Origin of the sequence: Streptomyces sp. CLV115 (assembly GCF_038448545.1) — a bacterium.
GTDB lineage: Bacteria > Actinomycetota > Actinomycetes > Streptomycetales > Streptomycetaceae > Streptomyces > Streptomyces sanglieri.
In genome coordinates this window covers 16,692-39,577 of the sequence record NZ_JBCEWQ010000046.1, presented here as the reverse complement: position 1 = coordinate 39,577, position 22,886 = coordinate 16,692, and the positions used below count along the sequence as shown (strand labels likewise).

Genomic DNA, 22,886 nt, shown 5'->3' with positions numbered 1-22,886 from the left:
GCCCTCCCGCCGTGCTGGTACCCGGCGAGGCCGACGAGCCGCCCGTCCAGGAGTGCGCAGACCGCGCGATCGGGGGTCTGTCGCGTCCGGTCCCATGCTGTGTCACCTCTCTCGGCGAAGCTTGAATCTATCAAGATCCATACGATCGTTTTCTGCGTGATAGTTTTATTGTCCGATCGAACCCGAACAGAGATGGCCGTCCCATGTGTCCGAAGACTCCGCCACGGCGACGCGGGCTCCGCGTCGCCGTGTGGTCACTCGTCGCCGTCCTGGTCGTGGCCGCCGGCCTCGTCGGTGTGGTGCTGTGGCAGAACTCCTACGACATGGACGAGCAGCGGGTCACGATCCGCCACGGCGGCCACACCCTCAACGGCGTACTGGCCATCCCCAGGGACGGCCGCAAGCAACACGGCCTGGTCGTGTACGTCCACGGCGACGGCCCTGTCGACGCCACCCACGACGACGGCTACAAGCCCATGTGGGAGGCGAACGCCAAGGCCGGGTACGCCTCGCTGTCCTGGGACAAGCCCGGCGTCGCGGGCGCCCCCGGCGACTGGCTCGACCAGTCCATGGACGACCGGGCCGACGAGGCAGCCGCCGCGATCGCCTGGGCCCGCGCCCGCCCGGACATCGACGGCAACCGGATCGGGCTCTGGGGCGCCAGCCAGGCGGGCTGGGTCCTGCCGAAGACCGCAGCCAAGACGCCCGTGAGCTTCGTCATCGCCGTCTCGCCCGCGATCAACTGGCTCCGGCAGGGCCGCTACAACCTCCTCGCCGAACTGCGCGCCGACGGCGCATCGGCAGCCCGCACCAAGGCGGAGGTCGCCAGGAGCGACACCACCCGCCGGCTGCTGGGGCGTCACGCGACCTTCGAGGAGTACGTCGGGGCGATGCGCGGCGACGCGGACGGCATGACCGCCGCGCGCTGGGGCTTCATCTCCAAGAACTACACCGCGGACGCGACGCGGGACCTCCGCGCCCTGCGCGGCGTACCGGTGCTGCTGACCCTCGCGGGCCACGACATCAACGTGGACACCGCCGACACGGAGCGCGTCTACCACAAGACGCTGGACGCAGGTGGCGCGTTGGCGGTCAGGCATTACCCGGACGCGACCCACTCACTGCTCAAGCAGTCCATTGAACAGTCGGACCTGAAGATCACGCTCACCGCGCTTCTCTCCCCCCGCTCGCTCTTCGCGGACGGATTCCTGGACGGCCAACGGAAGTTCCTCAAGGAGCTCGGCCGAGGCAGCCACGCCACTGCTCGTCCGTGAGCTCTCCCCGGCTCATGAACCGAGATCGTTCACCGCTCAAGATCGACTTTCGGTACACGGCCCGGCATCCGTTCGGCGGGGAGCGCGACGCCTGGGCATCGCCCTGGCGGGGGAGGGCTTCGGCAGTCCTGCTGCAAGCAGCTTCCCGTTGGCAGGTCGGCCCGGGACGGCCGAGGGGATGCCGGTGGACCGTCTGAGCGCTCCGTTGCCGACGCGTCCTAGAAGGGCTCCGCGGCCTGGAGGAGATCCCGCGGAAGGTAGGGGGATTCGACGTGGACGCCCCACCCGCGACGGCGGGCGTGGCAGGCCAGAGCGAGGATGTCGAGGTTGACCGAGGCGTCCGGATCGTCGGCGCGGTCGGCGACCCGGTAGTAGTCGCGGTGGGCTTCGAGCGCGTCGGCCAGGGCCAGGTCGAAGCTCTCCTCGTCGCCCTCAACGAGCTGCGACAGCAGCACGATCGGCGGCATGCAGAAGCCCCAGTCCTTGGCCTTCTCGGCCTGCTGCAACGCCCGCTGCACGGCCGGTTCGGGATCAATGCCCTTCAGATAGGCGTGGAGGGCTTCGCGGTACGCACTGAAGGCGGAACCGTCCGGCTGCGCGAAGGCAGGACCGGTGAGGACCAGCGGTGCGAGGTCCTCGCGTGCGCCGGTGATGAGGGCGAAGGCAGTGGCCGTCTGCCAGAAGCCGGCGCCGGCCTTCTCGCCGCGCTCGGCCCGGTAGCGCACTGCGCGGCCGTCGACGGTCACCTCGGTCTCGGTGCCCGGCTCCGCAAGGGCGATCCGAAACAGGGCAGCCCCCGCCCGGGAGGCCAGCTTGAGGCTCGCGAGCTGAGGGGCCGTCACGTGGCCGGAGTCCTCCGCACGCCACTTGAAGAGCCGTTCCTGGTCGCTCATGACGCTGCTGAGCCGCCAGACGTCAAGGGGTTGCCCGTCGACGGCGGTGAACGCCTCCTGGATGTGCTTCTCGTACAGGGCCGCCACCTGTGCGGGCGCCGTCCGCTCGTAGGCCGGCCGCTCCACCACCAGCGGACCCGCGGCGAGCGCGGCCACGGCGTCCGGCCGCCGATCCCTGCCGAAGGCCGCCACCCGGGGGCCCCGGCTCTCGAATCCGGTGATCAGAGCGTGCGGGAGGTAGCCGGTGCGGACGGCCGGCGTCCAGCCCAGGGTCTGGTGGGCGAGTGCGGCAAGGGCGAGGGGGACGAGCGGGAGCAGCGTACTCGGGGAGGCCGCAGAGCCGTGCAGGGTGGAGTGGCGGGCCAGGAGGTCGGCCAGCGCGGTGTCGAAGGCCTCCCGGTCCTCAGCGGCCAGGGCACGCAGCGTGCGCAGCGCCACGCTGTCCGGCCGGTCCAGGAGGGGGACACCGGTCTCCTCGGCGCGGGTACGGATGCGGTCCAGGGCCGCGTCGACGGCAGCGAGCTTGGCCTGCGCGCTCGGCGGATACTCCTCGTCGTCGCCGGTGTCGTCCAGGACCACGGCCATCAATCCCGTGGCCAGTTCGCCGACGGGCGTCCCCTGCGCCTGCTCGGCGAACTTCATCCGGGCGAAGTGGAAGGCCTCGCCGTGCCACCTTGCCCTGTCCCTGAGGACCGACAGGCACAGTGCGTCGGTCCACTGCCCGGGCGTGACGCTCTCCGCGGGGGCGTCCTCGCCCGGGTCGTAGCTCATGCCGAAGTTCACGTACTCCAGGAACACCTGGAAGTGGCAGTGCGGGTGGTACGCGGCGTAGGCGACGGCGCCGGCAGCCGCTTCGGAGGCGTCCTTGAGGGCGGCCTTGGCCTCCGGGCTGTCGAGGTCGGGTATCTCGACGGAGAGGGCACCCAGGTAGTCGAGGAACGCGTCGGCGATCGACTGCCATTCGTAGGTGGTCATCCGGTCGGCCCGCGACATGGAACGCACCTGGCCCCCGATCCGGTTGGTGAAGTCCTCGCGCGCTGCCGACACGACGGCCTCGCCCACCTGGTGACGCTCTATCCGCACTGCCCTGCTCCTTGATCGAATCCCTGCGGACAGCCTAGGCGGGGGATCTGACAGACCACGGCTGCCGGGCACCTGGGGCGCAGTCCGCGACGGTCGGCCCGTCCACCGCTCCGCCGTCGGCTCGTCATCGGCCTTCACCTGCGGTGCCGTCAGCAGGGCGTCCGGTTCAACCGTCACAGAACGAACGCGGCCCCCCTCTTCGCGCACCCGGAGGCACCGTCAGGCGGCGTCACCGCCCCCCTTGGCGGGCTTCTACTGCTCCCCTGCTCGAACGACCGACCCTGCTCGAACAACCCTGCTCGACCGACCTGCTCGAACAACCCTGTCGAACGGCGCTGTCAGTGGCGCACGGTAGCTTCGGGATTGTTCGGGATCACGGGGTGAGAGGGGTGAATTCGTGGGTGTCAGGCATGCGTTGAGCGTCGTCCTGGTCGACGTCAACGACGAGGTGGTGACGGCCTGGCGGTCCGCGTTCGCGGACACGCCGGAGGTCGATATCAGGCGGGGATCCCTTCTCGATGTGGACGCCGACGCCTGGGTCTCGCCCACCAACGAGCGTGGCCGGATGGACGGTGGGGTCGACGCCGTCGTCAAGCGGTACCTCGGTGCGGGCATCCAGGTGCGAGTGCAGCGGGCGATCCGCGACCGGTTCGGCGGACGGCTGCCGGTGGGCAGCGCGGTGTGCGTCCCGTCCGGTGCGGACGTGCCCCGGTATCTGATCTCGACGCCCACCATGCGCCAGTCGTCGCAGAACGTCAGCGACACGATGAACGTGGCCCTCGCCTGCGCGGCCGCCTTCCAGGCAGTGCATCTGCAGAACCGGGCGAAGCCGGGCAGCATTCGGTCGGTGGCCCTCGTCGGGATGGGCGCGCAGACCGGGCAGGTGCCGGCGAAGGTGTGCGCCAACCTGATGTGGACGGGCTACACCCTCTTCCACGACCACGGTTTCGCGGACTACGACGAGTTGCGGGCCGCCGTACTGGGGCAGCTCGACGACATCGAGGGAGCGGGGTCCGCACGGCGGGTCCGGATCAACGTGCCGCAGCGGCCTTCCTTTCGCCGCTGACCCGAAGACCTCACAGGCCGATGCCGCCCAGACCGCGGACACCGGCGACGACCCTGCAGTACCTGCTGCATCTGCCGTACCTGCCATATCTGTTCAGCATGCCGGGGCGCTCGTGGAGCCGTCCGGTTCGAGTACCGGGAGTTCCACCCTCGTGAGCGATATCGATGTGACGGCCGCGGGCGGTGCCGGTTCCCCGGCGGGGGATCCGCTGGGACTGGCCGGCCTGTTCACCGACGGCGGCGAGCCGTGGCTGCCGCTGCTCGGACCGGTGATCGAGGCGCAGCCAGGAGCCGCCGACTTCATCGGTCCGAAGCGCAGCCCGGAAGTCGTCCCGGTGCGCGAGCTGACGTTCCAGGCGTTGAAGCCGCATCCGCCGGAGAAGTGGAAGGTGGTCGTCTTCGGACAGAACCCCTATCCGCGGGCGGAGAGCGCGACCGGCATCGCGATGTTCGACAACACCTTCAACGACTGGAAGGACAGCCAGTTCGGCCGGGTCGTCAGCGTCCGCTGCCTCATCAAGGCGGCCGCGATGTGGAAGTACGGCATCGTCAAGAAGACCCCGATCGCCGATGTCCGCGCCCTGCTGAAGAAGGAGGACACGGTTCAGCCGCCCGAGTGGTTCCAGGCGATGCTGACCCAGGGCGTGCTGCTGCTGAACGCGTCCCTCACGGCGAGCGCGGACGGGGCGATGGCGACCGATCGGCACACGGCGTTCTGGCGCCCCGTGGCCGAGCAGATCGTCGAGGAGATCCTCCGTGCGAAGCAGGACTCGGCGCAGGAGGACGACCGGGGAGTGGTGTTCGCCTGGTGGGGCGCACACGCCCGCAGTCTGAAGAGGGTCGTCCAGCGGCTGGAGAAGAAGTACCCGGGGGTGCAGGTCCGTCACCTGGACCACGCCAATCCCGCCGCGCAGGGAGATCTGTTCTGCGAGGGCGACCACTTCGCCCAGGTGAACGACGCCCTGGCGGCGGTGGGGGCCGAGCCCGTCGACTGGCTGCCGCGGAAGGGCTGGGACCAGGGGACGGACGAGGCCGGCGGGCCGGAGGACGGTGGCGTCGCGCAGCGGATGGGCGCCTTCATCGCGTCCACGATGGAATTGCACCAGCTCTATCTGGAGCGGCTCACCAGCGTCAAGGACGAGGGCCTCGTCCTGCCGCCCGTCACCGGCGTGTTCGACACGCCGCTGATGGACTTCCGGAAGGCCGTCGAGCCGGTCTCGCGGGTGCTCGCGAACCTGGATCGGCATATCGATCTGTCGAGTCGTTTCGGGGAGACGAAGGCCGCGGAGGCGATGCCCGCGGAGGCGCCGTCTGCGGACGCGCTGCCCGGGAAGGCCGTGGGCGCCTTGTCGGCCGACGAGATCTCGGCCCTCTACCTGTACACGTGCGAGTCGGGCTTTTACCGCGAGATCAACGCCGTGCTGCGCTCGTCGGACCGTGAGCGCGTGGTGCCGTACCTGCCGTACCTGCGGTTGCTGTTCTCGGCGATGGAGGCATTGCCGGCACGGACGCAGCCGTTGTGGCGTGGTGTGGCACTGGATCTGCGGTCCCAGTACCCGCAGGGGCGGACGGTGACGTGGTGGGGCGTGTCGTCGTGCACGTCCGAGCTGGGGGTGGCGCGCGCGTTCCTCGGCGGGCGTGGCCGGCGGACGTTGTTCGAGGTGACGCCCGCGCGGGCGGTGGGGATCCGGCGGTTCTCCGCGTTCACGGGGGAGGAGGAGTACATCCTCGCGCCGGGGACGCAGCTGAAGGTGACGGAGGTGAAGGCCGAGCGTGGCGGTCTGTGCACCGTGCGACTGACAGAGCTGGAGGGGGCCGGCCTGGTGTCGTGACGTCCCGGGGCCGGGCAGACGAGCGCCCCGTGGCGGCATACTGGGCTACTGGGCTACTGGGCTACTGGGCTACTGGGCTACCGGGCTACCGGGTAGCCGGGCTGCCGACCAGGGAGGCATCGAACCGGGCGGCAGTGCCATGGCGCTGGTACCGCCGGGCACAAGCCGGTCTTCGGGCACGGGGTTCGGCCGGGCGACCACATCGTCGTCCGGCCGAGCTCGGGTCCGCACACCGACGGCGCGTCACTCGCCCGGCCGGCCGTCGAGTGCTCGTCCCACTCTCCGCGCGCGGATGTCGGGTCGGCTATCCTCCGCGCATGCGTGAACAGTTCACCGGCTGGTCGGAACAGGCCATGGACGTGTTGTGGCAGCTCCAGGGCGAACCGACCCGCGCGATCCGCGAGCGCTGCCGTGCGGACCGCGAACGCCTGGTCCGACAGCCGATGATCGCCCTGCTCAACGAGGTCGCGGACGCCGACCCCCGGTACGAGGACTTCTCCGTCTGGCACTACCGCACCGACTCCTGGTGGTGGCAGCACCAGTGCGCGGTGATCCGACTCGGCCGCAAGATCGAGATCGGTCTCCGGTTCTCCCTGGACGGCCTGCGGATCCAGGGCGCCTGGTGGTATCCCGATCCCGGCCAGGTGGACATGTTCCGCAAAGCCGTGGCCTCCGAGAGGAGCGGCCGCGAACTCTCCGCCATCGTCGAGGACGTGCGGAAGAAGGGCTACGACATCTCCGGGGACGTGATGAAACGCCCGCCGCGCGGCTATCCGACGGACCACCCCCGTACGAACCTGCTGCGCCACCGTTCACTGATCGCAGCCCGCCCCCTCGGCTGCGAGGAGTGGCTGCACACCCCCGAGACGGTCGACCGGGTCCTCGCGGCCGCCGCTGACCTGGACGCCCTGCTGATGTGGCTGGTCCGCCACGTGAAGCGCGCCGCCTGACACCACCTCGGCCACTGACGGCTGCGAGACGGGCAGCGACAGCCGGCCCGGACAAGGCCGACCAGGCCCGAAACCGCAAGAAGCGCGGCACGCGCGGCGGCCGTCCACCGAAGTTCGACCCCGAGGGCTACAAGACGAGGCACGCGGTCGAGTGCGGCATCAATCGCCTCAAAGGCACCGCGCCGTGGCCACGAGGTACGACAAGCCCGCGGTCCGCTACGAGGCGACCGTCCTCGTAGCGGCCGTCAGTGAGCGGCTGTGACCAGCGCCTCAGCCCAGCAGCTGCGTGAGGCGCTCAAGGTCGTCGTGTACGGATTCCTGTTCCTCCGGGGTGAGGCGGACTGCGGTGGCCGCGGCGAGCGCGGACGTCGCGGTGTCCTTCTCGCCGAGGCGAGCGGCGACGTCCGCACGCAGCACGAGAAGACGAAGCAGTTGCACAGGCGTGGGCCGCTCGTCCTGAAGGCGCAGCACCCGGTCGATGATCTTCGCGGCGCCCGCCAGGTCTTCCTTGGAGTCCGCAAGGAGGGATGCGTGGTGCAGGGCCCGGGCGAAGGTCTCCTTGGGGGCGGGCCGGTGGTGCTGGTCGTCGCTCGTCTGCTGCCCGATGCGGATGCAGTTGCCGCCCGGATCGGTCATGAGGAACTGCCGCACGCCGTGTGACGTGTTCTTCAGCGGCCCGATTCGCGGCAGCCCGCGGTTCGGCACTCTCCCGTACGCCGCCTTCAGTCCGGCCCGAAAGATCTCATGCAGCCCGTCGACGTCATCGGTCTGGACGATGCACGTACTGAACGACTCGGCCGGCTCGTACTGCTTCATCCCGAAGAAGTGGAGCTGTATGCCGCCGCGCTGGACGGCCACGTACGGATTGGGGCTCTTCTGCTGGAAGGTCACCTCGAACCCAAGGGCCGTATAGAAGTCGAGAACGGGCTGAACGGTCTGGCACGGCAGGATCGGAATTGTCTTCTCACCCATGCCGCCACTCTAGTCAAAGTTGAATAGAAGGCTACGGGATTGGTCGGCGATCCACTTGGAGACCCTCGGCGCGTCCGCAACACCGGCGGACGCGCGGCCGCCGGTGCGCGGCGGCCTGAAGTGCTGAGCCGCTCACGAGGGCTTCATGGCAAGATCCACTCTCGACACACGCCCTAGCAGGGAACGCCTGCAATCTCCATGTACTGGAAGTCGCCCCATCCGTTCGGGTCGTAGGAGTCGAACTCCTTCTCGGTTCCCTTGGGGCCGACCCACGGGCCGTTGGCGACACCGCCGCTCGTCCAATGAGTGATCACGTATGGGCAGTAGCCGTCGGCCGCCAGGTCCGTGACCCAGCCGTGTGCGTGGTTCCCACAGGCCCAGCCGGTCGCCTTGCCGAAGCCCACGTTCTTGCCCCAGTAGACCGTGTTGCAGTTCTCACTGGCGCTTGCGGTGGCGGGCGCCATGACGCCCATTCCGATGACTACCGCAGCGGCCGCTGACGCGATGAGCTTTCGCACGAACTCTCCTTCATTCGATGGTGACTTGCTTGATGGTGACCGTGAGTCCGCGCCGCGGGGCGAGAGGAAGGCCGGTCGCGCTGCTGCCAAGTCTGCGGCTGAGTTGTGCCGCGGTGCCCTTCGGGCGGCCGGGCCCCCGATGCGGACCTGCCCTGTGCGGATGGCCACGGCGGCACTGATCTCGGGATCGGCCGGGTGCTCGCCGACCCCGAGACCGCTGCCCGTGATCCATTCGTTGCCCGAAGCGAACCGGCCGCCCTGCCGGTCGACATCGACCAGGGCGTACGAGCCGGTGTCGTAGACCGTTCCGATCCGCTGCCGCCGGGCGTGCCGAGCGCCCCGACAGAATCAGGATCGGAGGGCGAGGGTCACGCGCAGGAGGAACTGCTGGATGGGAAAGCCTCCTACGTAAAGGCACTGGACGTACACCCTGTAGCCCTGCGCCGAGTAGTAGGCCGCGTAATACTGGCCGCGGGCCGCGCATTCCGGATAGAGGTACACGCCGACGTCGTACGTCTGCGACGCGGAGGCCACTGCGTTGGGCGCGGCGACCGCCGCGGGAGCCGAAGCGGCGACTCCTCCGAACGCGATGGCGAACCCGGCCAGCGCAGCGACAACCCTCGTCCTTCTTCTACCGCTTGGTCGTTCGGTACTCATGGATGTGTCTCCCCACACTCGCGCACGCCGCGACGTTCCGATGATGTGCCGCTTCGGCGGCACACTGCTTCCGCCTGGGGCGGTGGACAACTGCAACAGAACGGACGAACTGGGCTCTGCCCGGTAGCGGAGCCCAGCACCCCCCGTCCCTGACATCGTGGCGTGCGGTGGCATCCGCGAGTTGGCGATACGTGCCCCGATACTTGTCGCTCAGCGCGGCCCTTCCTCATCGGGTGCGCCGTCCAGTGCCGACTGCCTGAGCTCTCGGGGCGGCACTCCGTATCTCGCACGGAACGCCCGGCTGAATTCCGGCGGGCGCAGGAACCCCCACCGGGCGGCGATGGCGCTGATCGAGCGTCGTTCCAGGCGGGGGTCGGTGAGGTCGGCGTGACAGCGTTCCAGCCGGCGGCGGCGTATCGAGGCCGCCACGGTCTCCTCCTGCTGCCGGAAGAGGGTGTGCAGGGAGCGCACGGAGATGTGATGGTGTCCCGCGATGGTCGCGGGGCTCAGCTCCGGGTCGCCGAGGTTGTGGTCGATGAAGGTGTCGACGCGGGCCAGAAGGGCCTGCCGGCGGGTCTCGGCCGGGAGGTCTCCGTAGGCACCGATGTGCTGCGCCAGGCAAGCACCTGCCAGGTCGAGCGCCATCGCCCCCAATCGCCTCAGATCGTGCGGGGCGCAGTCAGGGCCATAAGCGTCCAGAGTTGTCACGAATCGGGTGAGGATCGCTCCCATGCCGACACGGGACGACAACGGCTGGGCGAGGAGCCGGTCGACCTTGTCGGGTGGGAGCGGCAGCTCTTCGCGCGGCACTTGCAGAATGTGCGACTGAATGTGACGGCCTCGGTCGGGCACCTCCCCCTCGAACGGGTGCGAGCTGTTCCAGAGCACCATGTCACCGCACACCAGCCCGGAGTCCTGGCGCCGCTGGCTGATCCACAAGGGGGTGCCGGAGACGAACGTGAGCTGGTACGTGGCCGGATCGGCCTGCCGGACGTCGGCCCAGGTGCGTTTCAGGTGCGCGGGCGGGCTGTCGAACGCGGCCACCCGTACGGGACCGAGGTCCAGCAGGCAGCCCCTTGCGGGGAAGTCGACATCGGCGTTCGCACTGCTCACGGTGAGAGGGGCCAGTTCACGGGAGAGCATGTCGGCCCAGAAGTGCAACCGCTCCTGCGGGGGGAGTTCCTCGTTCGACACGTTCAACCACACGTCCGCCCCCGGTATCGCCCGCTCTGCTGATCACCCTTCGGGCCGCCGACACAGCTCGGCCCTCCGAGGCTATTCCCGAGCCTCGTTCAGACGATGCCGCCGAAGCATACTCAGAAAGCCGCTCGTGAACCGCCCAACCGCGCGACGACCCGCTTGCGGCGGCTGTGCGGCGGCTGTGCGGCGGTCGAGGGGCGTGCGGGCGAGATCCCGTTGTCCATGGGGAATTCACAGGAACAGACACGTGAGCCGCGGCTCGATCCTGACCGGATCGAGCAGTTCGAGGGGCCCCGGACCACGAACCGGCGCTCCATGCCCTTGGCCGCCCCGCAGCAGACCGACCACCGGATTCGTCTCGCGGCCGACGGCCGCTGCCGGCCACTTGCCCTCGCCCTCGTCAGCGGTCTGTCCAGTCCGGTACCCACACGTCGTCCGGGGTGCGCAGCCTTGAGGTGCGCAGGTGGTCGCGCAGCGCGGTCAGCACGGGGTGCCGGTCTCCGCTGCGGGACAGCAGCACGTGCGGGTACACCGGGGTCGGTTCGCGCAACGGGATGCGCCGCAGGTCGTGGGTCTGGGGCCACACGTATCGGTCCCCGCCGCCGACGAGGGTGGCCAGCGAGGCCGAGTCGGCGAGCGCGTCCATCAGGGCCTCGTCACCGAAGTTGGGGCCGAGCGCGTCGATGCTCAGACCGAAGGCCTCGGACAGCGCCCGGTAGAACGCCGCCCACTCCGTACGGGGCCTGATCCCGGGGATCCAGATGCGGTGGCCGGCCAGGTCCGCAGGCCTGACCCGGGGCGCGTCCGCCAACGGGTGGCCGGGCCCCACCATGAGCTCCAGGGGGCCGTCCAGGAGTCGTTCGGCGCTGATCCCGGACGGGACCTGGTCCACCGGCAGGGCACGGAAGGACGCGTCGACGGTTCCTTCGAGCACCGCCCGGGCGGCCTGGGCGGCGTTCTCGGTGCCCAGTGTGACCGCGTCCAGGCTCATCTCGGGGTGGGAGCGGTAGAACCGGTAGACGGCCTGGGCAGGGGCGATGCGCCGGTTGAGGACATCGACGCGCAGGGGCCGGCTGCCGGGGCGCACGGCCTGCTCGGCCTGCTCGACGGTGGTCAGGACCTTCTTGGCGTGCGGCAGGAAGACCCGCCCGTCCAGGCTCAGCCGGGAGCCTCGTGGGGTTCGCACCAGGAGCGTGACCTCAAGGTGCTTTTCCAGGGTCGCGATCCGCTTGGAAACCGCCTGCTGGCTGACCCCGAGCTCGTCCGCTGCTGCCTGGAACTGGCCGGTCTCGGCGACGGCCACGAACGTCCGCATCGCTTCAACATCCACACACCCACCCTAATTTCACAACGATCGGTTGTCGCTGATTGGCCCCGGGGTTGTTTGATCGTGGGTTCTTCAGGCTGATGGGATCAGCGCATGTCCACTCGCACAGATCAGATCATGTATGTCCAGAAGCCCGAGTTCGCGCGTCATGCGGAGCGGATCGCGGAGGTGACCGATGCGACGTCTCGACTGAACGTGCTTCCGTTCAGCGACAGTGAAGGACGCGCGGAACTGCTTTCTGTTGTGTTCGGTGCCACGCTGCCGGAGTCGGTGGTGATCTACCCGCCGTTCTTCACCGAGCACGGACTGAACACGACGTTCGGGGAGAACGTCTTCGTCAACCAGGGATGCACCTTCATGGACAAGGGAGGCATCCGCATCGGCAACGGCGTCATGATCGCCCCGAAGGTCAGCCTCATCACCGGAGGCCATCCACTGCCCCTGGCCGAGCGCCGCGAGTACCTCTCCTTCGCCCCGATCGTCATCGAGGACGACGTCTGGATCGGGACGGCTGCCGTGATCACGCAGGGGGTGACCATCGGTGCCGGTGCGGTGGTCGCGGCCGGTGCGGTGGTCACTCGTGATGTTCCTGCCGGCACCGTGGTCGCGGGAGTGCCCGCCCGGGTGATCAAGACGATCGACTGAGCCCGGCCGGGCTGCCGGCCCCGGCGCGCAGCACCTCTGCGGTCTGATCTGATGCCTCGTCACACCCGGCTGGAGCATGCCGGTCCGGGCTCGCATTTGACGGACACGCCTCAGTTCTGCGGGCTGCCGAACCAGCGGGTCGCGGCCTGCCGGAACGCCTTGACGTCGAGAGCTTGATCGTCTGCCCAGGCCACAACGCCGTCCGGGCGGATGAGCAGGGCGTTGAACCCGAGGTCGTTGCGTGCCGTGCCGGTCGCGTACCGGATCCGGCCCTGCCAGCTCCTGGCCGCACGCTCCAGCGCGTGGTCGCCGGCGAAGTCGAGGACCACGCCCCGGCCTTGGCACAACAGGTCACCGAGGCGGATGCCGTCCTCGAAGCGGAAGTCGGGTGCGGTGGTGCCGACGAGCGGCTGCGCGCTGCCCAGGTCGTAACGGTTGAACCCGGTTGTCTTCCGGTAGGCGAGGGTCGTTCCGTCCGTCGTGCTCAGCAACTCGTGGACCAGCCGCCGCAGCGCGGGGGCATTGGGGCCGGGCTTCATGGTGGCGACCTGGGCACGTGACCAGTCCAGGACAGCGGCGCCGACGGGGTGGCGCTCACTGGTGTACGTGTCGAGCAGCTCGTCGGGCGCGGCGCCGTGCACGGTCGCGGCGAGCTTCCAGCCGAGGTTGACGGCGTCACCGATGCCGAGGTTGAGCCCCTGACCGCCGAGGGGGGAGTGGATGTGCGCGGCGTCCCCGGCGAGCAGGACGCGGCCCTTGCGGTAGGTCGTCACCTGCATCGCACGGTCCGTGAAGGTCGATGCCAGATGAACATCGGTCAGCGTCGGGTCGGAATCGGTGATGCGGCGCAGGACCTCCTGAAGGTGCTCACGGGTCGGCGGCCGGGAACGGTCGAACGTGCCGCCGTCGAAGTCCATCATGCCCAGGTGCCCCTCGAAGGGCGTACGCAGATACATGCCGTTCGGCGTCAGGTTGAAGCCGAGTGGCAGCTGCTGCGGGTCGGCGAAGGTGACGTGCGCGACGTAGCCGGTGAAGAGCGGTTCCGTGCCGACGAAGTCGAAGCCGGCGAGGCCGCGCACCGTGCTGCGGCCGCCGTCGCATCCCACCAGGAAGCGCGACTGGTACTCCTGACCGGCTGCCGTGACGGTGACGGACTGGTCGTCCTGCGTCAACGCCGTGACGGTGGCGCCGCGGACGATGTCCACGCCGAGCGCAATGGCACGCTCGGCCAGGACCTTGCCGACCGCGTCGAGGCTGGTCATGAAACCTTCCATCGCCGGGCCGGGCAGCCGGAACGGGAAGGCGGTCACATCGATGTCGGACGCGTCCAGGCCCATGCCCGCGAAATGGCTCACGGCCCGGGGAGCCGGTGCCTCGATCGCGTCCGGGCCCGCGCCGACCTCTTTCGCATCGGCGCCGGAAGCGTCAATCACCGCTTCGAGCAGGCCGCGGCTGTGGAACACCCCGGCCGATCCTGCGCTCAGGCCGCGCAATCCGAGCGGGAGCGCCTTGTAGGGCGAGGTGACCTCCTCGTCCCGCTCCAGGACCAGGACGGAACAGCCGCCCAGGGCGAGTTCCGTGGCCAGGAACAGACCGACCGGGCCGCCGCCCGCAATCACTACGTCACGCATGGGAGACACCTTCCTGGAATCGCACGCTGGGGGCCCTGGCCGGACGGAACAGGTCAGCCGAGCCGGGTCAGGCCGTCGAGGACGATGGCGATGCCGGTGAGGAACTGCTCGCGATCGTCGTGCTCCCTGATCTGACCGACGATGGCGTGCATGAACGGGTAGTCCTCGGGAGCGAGTTCCTGCCAGGCCGTCGCCGTCGCTCCGAGGAACTCGGCACGGTCGGGCTGGACGGTCGAGGTGTCACCGTCGACGCGGGCGTTCTGGCTGACGGCCCCGAGGATGTAGTGCACAAGCGCCGAGGCGGCGTCGAACCAGGAAGCCTGTGGCACACCCAGCGCGCCCACTTGACGGCCGATCCTCTCGAAGATCCCCACCGTCACCGGGCCGAACGGCTTCCGGACGATCTGCAGAGTCAGCCGTGTCGCGAGCCACTGGTGCTCGGCGATCGCGTCGAACAGTGCCAGCGCGACGCTGCGGATCTCGTCCTCGGGCGTGGCCGCGGCCACGGCGGGCTCGGCTGCCAGCGCAGCGGTGACGACCGTTTCCGTTGCCATGTCCAGCAGTTCGTCACGGCTGCCCACCCGGTAATAGATCGCCCCGGACCCGGTGGACAGGCGCTCCGTCAGCGCTCTGGTGGTCAGCGCGCTCCCGCCACCCGCGTCGAGCAGCTCGATTGCAGCCTCGACGATCTGCTCCTGGGAAAGCACTTGGTTACGCCGCTGAGGCCTGCGGGTTCTCGTCGACATGCCTCCACCGTGACACATTTGGAGCAACAATCCAAGTTGGATCGGTGCTCCAAATGAGGCATGTGACGGTTTGCCGCAGCCGCTTCTCCGCCGCCGTCTCTGGCTTCGGCTTCGGCGGTGGGCGGTCGCGTCGTGGATGCCGGCTGCCGGGTCGTCCCCGGGTGCTGCGCCGCGAGCAGCGCACCAACAATGGCCTGTCGGCGCCGTGTGCTTGGATCGCTTCCATGACGAAGGACGACGACATCCAGCAGACCCCGGAGGGCTCCGCCGAGCTGTGGATCGGGGCGGTGCCTTCCCTCGGGCCCGGTGGGCGTGATGTGTTTCTGGGACTCGGTTCGCACGTCGACGAGCCCGGAGCCCGGCTGGCGCGGCTTCTTCTCGACCGGGGGCACGAGGGCGAGGAGGGCGTTTTCTACCTGCTGCCGGAGGATCTGGCCGCCCGCTACGAGCGGACCGGTGACCGGCTCGCGGTGACGCTCCTGGCCCACCGGGACGTCGTGGCCCACAGCCTCCAGGCGTGTCCGGAGGAGGGGCGCGTACTGTCCGGAGCGCTGCCCTCAGATCCGCTCGACGCCGACCGGGTCGTCCTGCTTCGCCGCGAGCTGACCACCGGCTTCGTCCCCGTCGAGCAGAGCGGGGAGTTCCAGCCGGTCCTCCTCGTCGACCACACCGCTGGTCCGGACGCAGGGCCCGAGGAGCTGATCGCCCTGTTCGAGGAGGGTGAGGCGGGCATCGCCGTACTCAACGCGGAACTGTTGCCGGACCGGGCCTGACGTTTCAGTGCAGGACGGTTCCGTCGGGGCCGGGAACGTTCCGACGGCCCGTTCCGTGCTCAGCTGCGGAGGGTCGAGCATCAGAAGTAGGCCGATCTTGTCGCAGGTGCGCCGACTTCGTCACAGCAGCGCAACCGCACTGCTCGCCCCGGCTGTTGCTTCGTCGCACCACACCCGTACGACAATGTCGGCCTTCAAGACCACGACCAGGTCTTGAAGGCCGACGTCACGAGCCGGACCGAATTGACCAACAGCGTCCCGAGGGTGGTGCGGGCCCCGGTGTGAGGGGCAACAGCCCAGGCTGTCGCAGACCGCAGACCGCAGACCGCAGACCGCAGTCCGTAGTCCGCAGTCCGCACCTTCCCTGTCGACGGCCCCGGCGGCGCACCCCCGCGGCCCACGGCGGGGTTGACCACGACCGACCCCGGCCTGCCCGCAGTCACCCTCGGCCGGGGAAGTGCTCCGTACACGACGAGAGCGCGGCGGCCAGGTCGCCCGCCGCTGCGCCACAGGTCGGCAGCCCGGTGGCGGCTCTCAGAATCCCGGCGGACGGCGGAACCCGCCGATCACCTCCGCGAGGCACCGTACGAACTGGACCGCGGTGCGGTCGTGCAGGTAGGGCGCGATCACCTGGATGCCGACCGGAAGCCCTTCCCGGGTCGCCCCGACAGGTGCCACCGCCGCGGGCAGATGGTTGACCGACGAAGGCGCCATCCACGTGAGCATCTCGTGATACGGGCGGTCGGCGCCGTCGACCCGCAGAGTTCGGACCGACCAGCCGGGGTCGGGTCGGTGGTCGTGAGGGAAGGCGGCCGTAGGGCTCACCGGGCAGATGAGCACGTCGACGTCGCGGAAGAACTCGGCCCAGCGGCGGCGGGAGTGCTGCCGACGTTCGTCGAGGTCGTGCCAGTCACGGAAGCGGAGCGTCAGGTCCGACGCGAACCCGCCGGCGGCCCCTTCCGCCGCGGCGAGCTCCACGAGCCCGGCATACGACTCGTCCGGCTCGACCAGCCCGCTCTGTGCCATCAGCAACGGCTGGTAGAGGGCCATCGTCTCTTCGAGCCCGACCGGCCCCTTGCCCTCGACCACCACGGCGCCCTCGGCCCGCACCGCCTCCAGCGTGGCCTGCATGACCGCGGCCAGCTCGCTGTCGACGGGACAGAACGGGTCGTCGACCCATGCCGCGACTCGAAAGTCCCGCAGGGTGCTCGACCTGGCGGCGGGCAGCTCCAGCCGCCATCCCGGGGCGCGGTCGTGGTCCGCTCCTGCGAGGACGTCGAGACCCAGGTCGAGGTCGTCGGCGTGCCTGCCGAGCGGGCCGAGTACCGCCATGTCGAAATCCGCCAGCGTCCCAGGAGCATGTCCCGAGACGCTCCCGTACCTCGGCACGATCCCGAACGACGGGCGCAGCCCGTAGACGCCGCAGAAGTGGGCAGGCACCCGGATCGAGCCTGCCGTGTCGCCGCCGAGCTCCAGGCCGGTCAGCCCCGCGGCGACTGCCGCGGCGGACCCGCCGGACGAACCGCCGGGTCCGCGCGTCGGGTCCCATGGATTGTTCGTGGTCCCGTAGACCTCGTTGTAGGTCTGCCAGTCCCGGGCGTCGGGCGGCATGTTGGACTTGCCGAAGACGACCGCTCCCGCGTTCTTGAGCCGTGTGACCGACTCGGCGTCGCTCGTCGAGACATGCTCTCCCCAACGGGCCGAACCCCCGGTGGTCCGCATGCCCGCAACCTCAAGACTGTCCTTGATCGTCATGGGGACGCCGTGCAGGCGACCGAGCGGCTCGCCGCGGGAGACCGCGCGGTCGGCCGCCAGAGCTGCGGCTCGCGCACCCTCCTCGTCCCGGGCGACGATGGCGTTCACCTTCGGATCGAGCCGCTCCACCCGGGTGAGGTAGTGGTCGAGCAACTCGACGCTCGACACCTCCTTCGCCGCGACCGCGGCGGCGAGTTGACCTGCGGAACGAAATGCCAGATCGGTCATGCAATCTCCAGGAAAGGCCAGACCCGCGCCGATCACATTGCTGCGGCCGACGCAAAATCCCAGTTCAGGGCGGGTCTAAGCCGACCTTAGCGGACGTGGGGGACCATGTCGGGGTGTGGCTTTTCTCACTCTCGGCAGCAGCTTCGTCCGGCACTTCGGGCAGCGGCTGGAGGCTGACGGGCTCGGGAATGTTCACGAGAAACGGGAGGCAACCCCGGCCTCACCGAAGACTTCGACACCACTCTTCCACTACTGCCGGGTGCGGTCGTTGAACGGATGGCGGACGTGCTCGCGGTGGATCCGCAGGACCTCGGCGAGCTCCCCGTCGGGGGCCGTGCCCAGATCCCGCGAACATCCTGCGGGTCGGTGTGGACTTCCCATTTCCCGGCCCCGGGACGCCACTTCGGAGTACCGGCCCCGGCAGGGGCCCAGCGGATCGTGGTCGTGGGCGCGGTGATGCAGACGGATGCCGCGTTCAGTGACGGCCTGCCACCACACGGCAAGATCGGCTGCGCGACTTGGCGGCACACCATTGTGGGAAGCTCACGTCCGCCGCGCCCGAAGGCTGTCCAGGATCGCCAAGTACCTTCTGAAGCAGGCGTGTTGGAATGCCTTTATGGTCATTCCCGCTGACGGAACCACGCGCCTGAGTCCGGACGAGTTCGCGCACCGCCTGCGTGCCGAGATCGAGCGGCTGAGAGACGAGGCGACGCGCCAGAGGCAACTCGCCCACCGCCGGGCCGAGTTCTGGACCAAGGCGGACATCGCCCTCGGTTTCCCCGCGGCCCTGCTCGCGGGCACGGCGGGAGCGGCAGGACTGGCCTCGGCGGACGTGCGCGTTCCCGCCGCCCTCGCCGCTCTGGCCTCTGCCGGGTTCGCGGCGGGAGCGGGCTTCCTGCGCAGCGAAACCAGACGCCGCGCCAACAAACGCGCCCGTCACGCATGGGCCTCGGTCGAGGCCAGGGCCATGGTGGCACTGAACCAGGAGCATGTGACCCACGAGGACCTTGGCGACCTGCTGGAATGCCGCCAGGCCGCGCTGGGGGCCTACGACGGCGAGGAGCCCCAGGCAGGGCCGTCGTGATCCGCAGCCCTTCACCGGCCGTCCGGTCGGGATCTCGACCTGGCCGCGATGCCTTGGCCGTGCCTCCAGACGGCAGAAATCAGAGCGCACCACAGACCGTTCACCACCAGCGTCGGCGGCCTGGGCGAAGAAGCGGAGCGACAAGGACCGGTGCGGACCGACCGCGCTGTTCCGGTCGAACGTCAATGAGCGAGGCCGCAGGTCAGGCGTTCTGGACCTGCTGGGCGCGGGCGGCGACCGCCGAGGCCAACTGCTCGAACTCCCTGGACCAGCCCGAGTCGTCGGGCACCGGCTGGTATTCCAGCTCGACGAGGACGGTGCCGACGCGGAGCAGGGCGACGGCTGTCGTCTCGTCGAGGTCGATGTTGTAGTGGGTGATCGCGGCGTGCTGGTCGCCGAGCTCAGGCAAGGAGATCTCCTTCGCCCTGTTGTTGTTGGCGACGCCCGACCGGACTTCTTCGAAAGCCTTCGCGGTCAGCGCCGCGCTGGGGCAGGACCGCACCGTGAACTCGGCCCAGACCGTACGCGTGCTGCCGTCGTTCCAGTTGTTCGTGCTGAAGCGTGCCTGGGCGCCTGTGCACCCGTTCTCCTCGTCCGTGCCGGCCGCGAGGGACCCGGATCTCTCCCAACCGGAGGGCATGCTCGGCAGATCCGGAACGACCCGCTTGACCTCGCTGACGTTCAGCGCTCGCACGGCATGGCGGGCGCCGCCGTCCTGCGACGACCCGGGGGAGTTGTCGACCGTGATCAGCCGCGCGCCCCCGTATACGGCCACCACGACCAGGGCCAGCAGCAGAGCGGCCACCAGGGCGATGACGGCCCGCCCGCCCCGGGTGTTGTTGATGGTCAGCGGGCCCAGGGCGATGGAGCTGCGCGACACCTGGCTGCCGGTGATCAGCAGGCTGCCCGTGGCGTTGGTTCCCGGTGCGGTCAGCTGCAGTTGCAGCTGACGCCGCAGTTCTGGGTCCGCCTCGATCTCCTCCTGGACCACGGACCGGGCCGTGTCCTGTGCGGCCGGGTCCTCCGGGGCCTGGTTCAGTGTGTTCAGGGCCGTCCGCCCCCGCTCCGTCGAGGCCAGCCTGGCGTGCAACGCATCGGCGACCGCGGTTCCGGCGCTCTGGCCGACCGTGGTCGCCGCTCCGGTCGCCGTCGCGGTCATGACCGCGACGGCCATGGCCGCCAGTTCAGAAGTCTCCATGCGCTCCCCCGGTTCCCATGCACAAGTGTCCTCAAGGCCCCGCACCCGGATCTCAGTATCGCCATGCACGCGACATGCAGTGGGGCATTCGGACACTTCCCCGGGCACGGACCAGTCACGCCCCATGCCCCGCAGCAGTCCTGGACGTCCGCCTTCGCCGCCAACCACCTCGACGTCACAAGGACGGCGCCCCCGTCCGGGGAATCAACGAGCTGGAATGCGCCCCGGACGGCCCCGTACGGACCAACGTCCCTCCCGCCGGCACCATCGTCCGCCTGGACCCGGCCACCGGAACGGTCACCGCGACAGCCGCAATGGCCTGGCTCGGTGGCCGGACCCGGCGCCCACCGCATCCACACCGGCCTCGGCAAGGTCAGCACCCGCCTCGACCGGACCGGGACCACCGTGCGGGCCACAGCCTCCGACCAGCGGGCACCAGGAGGACGACATCGGTCCGCAGTTGATCCGGCCAATGCGGCCGTGAGGACCGGGTCTCGTCCAATGCTGTTCGGAGGCCGGCCAGTGGGGGATTCCCGGGGTGGACGACGCGGCACCTTCCTCCGGGAGCAGAACGGGACTTGGACCGGCTGATCACGCGCATCGATGAGGAACTGGAGCGCCGTACCTTGCCGGAGCCACACCACATCGAGTCGGCGACGTTCGGCTGGTGGTGGACCCGAATGCGAGCACGCTGAAGAGCCTGGGGCCCGCGTGCATCTCCCTTCCAGCCGAACGGAGCCGTCGCCCTCCGCGACACCTCCAGCAGTTCTTGGCAGTGTCTTCGTGGGGCCCGGCCACGGAGACTCCGCAGAAACCGCTTGGCGGACGAGGGACGGCCCCTGCTACATTTCCGGAGACCGTGCGGCAGAGCGAGGAGGTGGTACCCGTGAACACAGTATTGACATGGGTGCTCCCCTCCGGGGTCACGGTCGGGCGATAGGCAGGTCGTCCGGGAGCGCCGTTCCAGTGCACTCCCGAAAGGCACGACCATGCATTTCACTTCCGAGCAACGTCTCGACGACGGTGTCCTCGAACGTAAATTCGTCCTCGGCGAGATTCCCGGCATCCTGTGGACGCCCGAAGCCGCATCCGCTTCCGCACCAGTGCCACTGATCCTGCTCGGCCACCCCACGCTCGGGCTGCGCAAGATGCACCCCCGACTGCTGGCCCGGGCCCGGCACTCCGCGGCGGAGGGCTTCGCCACAGCCACCATCGAGCTCCCCGGATGCGGCGACCGGCCCAGTTGGCCCGCCCTCGACCAGGCCCGCGCCGACCTGCGCCGGGCGATGCAGGCCGGCGAGCCGGTCAGCGACGAGACTGTCGACTCCCTCGTCCTCCCGCTGGTCGACAAGGCGGTCCCGGAATGGCAGGCCGCGCTGGACGCCTTCCTGTCGCTGCCCGAGATCGGCGGCCTGGTCGGGTACTCGGGGGGAGTGATCTCCATCGGCATCCGGCTGGCGGTGGTCGAGCCGCGCATCATTGCCGCCGGTCTGTTCGCGGGGAGTCTCGTGCCTCGCGTCATGTTCGAGGAGGCCCGGCAGGTCACTGTTCCGCTGCATGTCCTGCTGCAGTGGGACGACGAAGGCAACGACCGGCAGGCTGCCCTGGACCTGTTCGACGCCTTCGGTTCCAAGGAGAAGTCCCTGCACGCCAATATGGGCGGTCACACCGGCGTCCCGCAGTTCGCCGGGGACGCAGCGGCCCAGTTCTTCACACGGCACCTGAAGCCGGGCCGGGCCGTCGGACCGGCAGCGGACGGTAGCTGATGCCGGCGGCATACCGCCCATTGCGGACAGGTCCCGGACCTTCGTAACCGTCTGCACCGTGGGCCCCTGCTGAACTCGCGGCAGGGGCCCCGTGCTGCCTGAAGTCATCAACTGTTCGAGTTCTACGGAGACTTCGAGTTCTGCGGAGACTTCGCATGCTGCCGAGTGCATGCACAGACGCTTTCGGGTCTCGCGAACAGGGCCGGACAGCAGGAAGGCTCACGGGGCGTCAGGAGGAGCTTGGCCCCTTTGATCCTGCTCCGGTACCTCCTCCAGTCGGCTCACTGTCAAGAATCCTTCGCTGCCGGCATGGCGGCGACGCCACAGCGACCCGCCGTATCCGACGGCGCCGATCGCCGCGGCACAGCCACCCAGGGTGAGCAGGATCCGGGCACTGGTGCTGCCGGCCCCGCCCCCGGTTGCGTTCAGGGGCGTACCGTTGATCGTGGAAGTCGTCGTGGGCTTCACCGTGGTTGCCGGAGCCGAGCCGGTCGAAGGCGCGACCGTACCGCCGGGGCCCGCCGCGATCGAGCTGCCGCCGGTTGAGGCGCCTGCGGTTCCCGGGGCCACCGGTCCAGGATCGTTCATGGCGGCCGAGCCCTGCTTCGCCCCATTCCCGCCGGCTCCCGAGGTTGCCCGTCCAGAGGTGGCTGTGGGTGTTGCTCCGGACGTCCCCGTGGCGGTCGCCGATGGTCGCGGTCCGACGTCGAACGACTCGATCACGTCGTTCTGCCCGCTGTCCAAGGTGCAGGGCAGTTCAAGTTTCCCCAGGGTCGGATTGCCGTCGGCATCCCTTGCGGCGAGGTGCAGGTTGATGTTCCCGGCGGTGACCTCCCCATTACCCTGCCGGGTGAACTTGAGCGAGGGGCCGACGCCGGTCACCGGAACGCGGAAGGAACCCGAATCCGGGACGGTGGTGCTGGGGATGGTGAAGAGGATACTGACGCCGAAGTTGCCCTGTGGCGCGGCCACATTGACGTTGCCGTCCGCCGTGCCCTCAATGGAGTGCACGCGGAGGAAATTGAGCCCGGTGGTGAACAGTTCGCTCACCGTCGCCATCACCGTGATGGGAAACGGCCGGGTGGGCACGCCGACGGTGTGTGAGTCCGGAACATCTGCTTTGACCTGCACGGTGACACGTTGGCCCCTGATATACGGAAAATCACAGGTGTAGTGCAGGGTCAGTGAGACCGGTCGCGCGGCTGCGACACCGGTCCCGAGCACGCCCGCAACTGCGACCAGTGCGGCTGTCGCGGCCCCGAGAGCGATTTTCACCCCCGACCTCCCTG

Annotated in this window: 20 protein-coding genes and 1 pseudogene; 10 read left to right on the top strand and 11 right to left on the bottom strand. The window is 69.4% G+C overall.

The window, feature by feature from the left end; translation table 11 throughout:
- Positions 1 to 203 precede the first annotated feature (203 nt).
- Positions 204 to 1,274: an alpha/beta hydrolase family protein gene (locus AADR41_RS18035; protein ID WP_342282429.1), complete on the top strand. Its 1,071-nt coding sequence runs from the start codon at positions 204 to 206 to the stop codon at positions 1,272 to 1,274.
- Between the two features lie 218 nt (positions 1,275 to 1,492).
- Here AADR41_RS18035 and AADR41_RS18030 read toward each other — a convergent pair whose 3' ends face one another.
- Positions 1,493 to 3,229 (bottom strand): immunity 49 family protein, encoded by a 1,737-nt coding sequence (locus AADR41_RS18030; protein WP_342282444.1) that lies wholly within the window; start codon positions 3,227 to 3,229, stop codon positions 1,493 to 1,495.
- Between the two features lie 418 nt (positions 3,230 to 3,647).
- Here AADR41_RS18030 and AADR41_RS18025 point away from each other — a divergent pair, with 418 nt between their 5' ends.
- From AADR41_RS18025 to AADR41_RS42920, 4 genes and pseudogenes are all read left to right on the top strand, one after another.
- A complete protein-coding gene (locus AADR41_RS18025) occupies positions 3,648 to 4,316 on the top strand; it encodes a macro domain-containing protein (RefSeq protein WP_342282428.1) in 669 nt (222 codons plus the stop codon).
- Positions 4,317 to 4,467: 151 nt separating this feature from the next.
- On the top strand, positions 4,468 to 6,147 hold the full coding sequence (locus tag AADR41_RS18020) for an ADP-ribosyltransferase domain-containing protein (RefSeq protein WP_342282427.1): 1,680 nt from the start codon (positions 4,468 to 4,470) through the stop codon (positions 6,145 to 6,147).
- Between the two features lie 317 nt (positions 6,148 to 6,464).
- Entirely contained in the window at positions 6,465 to 7,097 is a 633-nt protein-coding gene (locus AADR41_RS18015) for a DUF2461 family protein (protein ID WP_342282426.1), read from the top strand.
- Positions 7,098 to 7,144: 47 nt separating this feature from the next.
- A pseudogene (locus AADR41_RS42920) lies at positions 7,145 to 7,359 on the top strand (IS5 family transposase); the annotation flags it as partial.
- Between the two features lie 8 nt (positions 7,360 to 7,367).
- On the opposite strand, the gene AADR41_RS18010 reads toward AADR41_RS42920, so the two are convergent.
- From AADR41_RS18010 to AADR41_RS17990, 5 genes are all read right to left on the bottom strand, one after another.
- Positions 7,368 to 8,069 carry a bleomycin resistance protein gene (locus tag AADR41_RS18010; protein ID WP_342282425.1) on the bottom strand — a complete coding sequence of 234 codons (702 nt, stop codon included), beginning with the start codon at positions 8,067 to 8,069 and terminating at the stop codon, positions 7,368 to 7,370.
- 173 nt (positions 8,070 to 8,242) lie between these two features.
- Positions 8,243 to 8,587, bottom strand: coding sequence for a hypothetical protein (locus AADR41_RS18005; RefSeq protein ID WP_342282424.1), 345 nt, complete (start codon positions 8,585 to 8,587; stop codon positions 8,243 to 8,245).
- A 348-nt stretch (positions 8,588 to 8,935) separates the two neighbouring features.
- Complete coding sequence (locus AADR41_RS18000; protein WP_342282423.1) at positions 8,936 to 9,244, bottom strand: hypothetical protein; 309 nt, start codon at positions 9,242 to 9,244, stop codon at positions 8,936 to 8,938.
- 210 nt (positions 9,245 to 9,454) lie between these two features.
- Complete coding sequence (locus AADR41_RS17995) at positions 9,455 to 10,438, bottom strand: helix-turn-helix domain-containing protein (RefSeq protein ID WP_342282443.1); 984 nt, start codon at positions 10,436 to 10,438, stop codon at positions 9,455 to 9,457.
- Between the two features lie 406 nt (positions 10,439 to 10,844).
- Positions 10,845 to 11,774, bottom strand: coding sequence for a LysR family transcriptional regulator (locus AADR41_RS17990; RefSeq protein ID WP_342282422.1), 930 nt, complete (start codon positions 11,772 to 11,774; stop codon positions 10,845 to 10,847).
- Between the two features lie 114 nt (positions 11,775 to 11,888).
- Between AADR41_RS17990 and AADR41_RS17985 the strand changes: the two genes are divergently transcribed.
- The gene (locus AADR41_RS17985; RefSeq protein ID WP_342282442.1) at positions 11,889 to 12,416 is read left to right on the top strand and encodes a sugar O-acetyltransferase; all 528 of its coding nucleotides are present in this window, start codon (positions 11,889 to 11,891) and stop codon (positions 12,414 to 12,416) included.
- 110 nt (positions 12,417 to 12,526) lie between these two features.
- Here AADR41_RS17985 and AADR41_RS17980 read toward each other — a convergent pair whose 3' ends face one another.
- Entirely contained in the window at positions 12,527 to 14,047 is a 1,521-nt protein-coding gene (locus AADR41_RS17980; protein WP_342282421.1) for an FAD-dependent oxidoreductase, read from the bottom strand.
- A gap of 53 nt (positions 14,048 to 14,100) precedes the next feature.
- A complete protein-coding gene (locus AADR41_RS17975; RefSeq protein ID WP_342282420.1) occupies positions 14,101 to 14,793 on the bottom strand; it encodes a TetR/AcrR family transcriptional regulator in 693 nt (230 codons plus the stop codon).
- A 224-nt stretch (positions 14,794 to 15,017) separates the two neighbouring features.
- Between AADR41_RS17975 and AADR41_RS17970 the strand changes: the two genes are divergently transcribed.
- Positions 15,018 to 15,566 (top strand): hypothetical protein, encoded by a 549-nt coding sequence (locus tag AADR41_RS17970; RefSeq protein ID WP_342282419.1) that lies wholly within the window; start codon positions 15,018 to 15,020, stop codon positions 15,564 to 15,566.
- 534 nt (positions 15,567 to 16,100) lie between these two features.
- On the opposite strand, the gene AADR41_RS17965 is transcribed toward AADR41_RS17970, so the two are convergent.
- Complete coding sequence (locus AADR41_RS17965) at positions 16,101 to 17,549, bottom strand: amidase (RefSeq protein ID WP_342282418.1); 1,449 nt, start codon at positions 17,547 to 17,549, stop codon at positions 16,101 to 16,103.
- A 616-nt stretch (positions 17,550 to 18,165) separates the two neighbouring features.
- Between AADR41_RS17965 and AADR41_RS17960 the strand changes: the two genes are divergently transcribed.
- Positions 18,166 to 18,633: a hypothetical protein gene (locus tag AADR41_RS17960; RefSeq protein ID WP_342282417.1), complete on the top strand. Its 468-nt coding sequence runs from the start codon at positions 18,166 to 18,168 to the stop codon at positions 18,631 to 18,633.
- A 202-nt stretch (positions 18,634 to 18,835) separates the two neighbouring features.
- On the opposite strand, the gene AADR41_RS17955 is transcribed toward AADR41_RS17960, so the two are convergent.
- Positions 18,836 to 19,831: a hypothetical protein gene (locus AADR41_RS17955; protein ID WP_342282416.1), complete on the bottom strand. Its 996-nt coding sequence runs from the start codon at positions 19,829 to 19,831 to the stop codon at positions 18,836 to 18,838.
- Positions 19,832 to 19,848: 17 nt separating this feature from the next.
- Between AADR41_RS17955 and AADR41_RS17950 the strand changes: the two genes are divergently transcribed.
- Both AADR41_RS17950 and AADR41_RS17945 read left to right on the top strand, forming a co-directional pair.
- Entirely contained in the window at positions 19,849 to 20,295 is a 447-nt protein-coding gene (locus tag AADR41_RS17950) for a glutaminyl-peptide cyclotransferase (RefSeq protein ID WP_342282415.1), read from the top strand.
- 525 nt (positions 20,296 to 20,820) lie between these two features.
- Positions 20,821 to 21,597, top strand: a complete 777-nt coding sequence (locus tag AADR41_RS17945) for an alpha/beta hydrolase (protein ID WP_342282414.1) — start codon at positions 20,821 to 20,823, stop codon at positions 21,595 to 21,597.
- Between the two features lie 219 nt (positions 21,598 to 21,816).
- Here AADR41_RS17945 and AADR41_RS17940 read toward each other — a convergent pair whose 3' ends face one another.
- Positions 21,817 to 22,872 carry a DUF6801 domain-containing protein gene (locus tag AADR41_RS17940; protein WP_342282413.1) on the bottom strand — a complete coding sequence of 352 codons (1,056 nt, stop codon included), beginning with the start codon at positions 22,870 to 22,872 and terminating at the stop codon, positions 21,817 to 21,819.
- Positions 22,873 to 22,886 lie beyond the last annotated feature (14 nt).